The organism is Paenibacillus luteus (assembly GCF_006542765.1).
In the GTDB taxonomy this organism is placed as follows: Bacteria; Bacillota; Bacilli; order Paenibacillales; family Paenibacillaceae; genus Pristimantibacillus; species Pristimantibacillus luteus.
In genome coordinates, this window is record NZ_SKCD01000086.1 from 1 (window position 1) to 726 (window position 726).

General features: G+C 43.9%; 1 pseudogene. It reads right to left on the minus strand.

The features are described 5' to 3' along the window. Positions 1-674 (minus strand): annotated as a pseudogene (locus E0496_RS33435) (DDE-type integrase/transposase/recombinase); the annotation flags it as partial. Positions 675-726 lie beyond the last annotated feature (52 nt).

Sequence of the window (726 nt, forward strand, 5' to 3'; positions counted from 1 at the left end):
GTTCTTGCTTCGTCCATCACCGTCTTCATGTTGTCGGTTAGGATCTCATGAGGAACTCCACCTATGGCCTCAAAAGCCTCTGTCAAGAAGGAGAGCAGCACACTCTGTGATTTCGTTATGCTCATGTGATACATCCGAAAGCGTGAGTACGAGAGCAACAATACCGCAACATTGACTTCGACTTTCTCTCCGTCCTTCGTTTCATAGGGGATACTTTCTTTCCAGTCTAACTGAGCCTGCTTGCCTGGATCTGTCTCAAAACGCACGGTACCTTGTGGTGACGACGTACGCTGTCCATTCGCGAAGTACGCTTCAAACTCAGGTTTACGAGTGATGTAGGCACGAAAAGCAGATGCAGAGCATAGCAGCCCATGGTTGTCTGTTAAGTACTGCCATAGCACACGCTTATAGTAGAAAACTTGCTTGCTGTCTGTGGATAAAAGTGCCGCAATGATTTCATAATATTCATCGATCTTCGACCCTTTATCTCGTGATCTTCTCCGTGTAAATCCGTCTACATACTTCTGAATGGTGCGACGATCCACCTCTAGTTCTCTAGCTAACTGGCTTATATTCATTTTCATATTAAGATTCTCCATCAATGATTTTAGTTTAGGTAAGTCTAGCAAACTACGAATCTCGATGTTGGATTGAACATTCAACGTGATGTACATACTCATCTCTCCCTTGAGACCAGTATGTTTCATCTCGTCAAAGTTGTACATT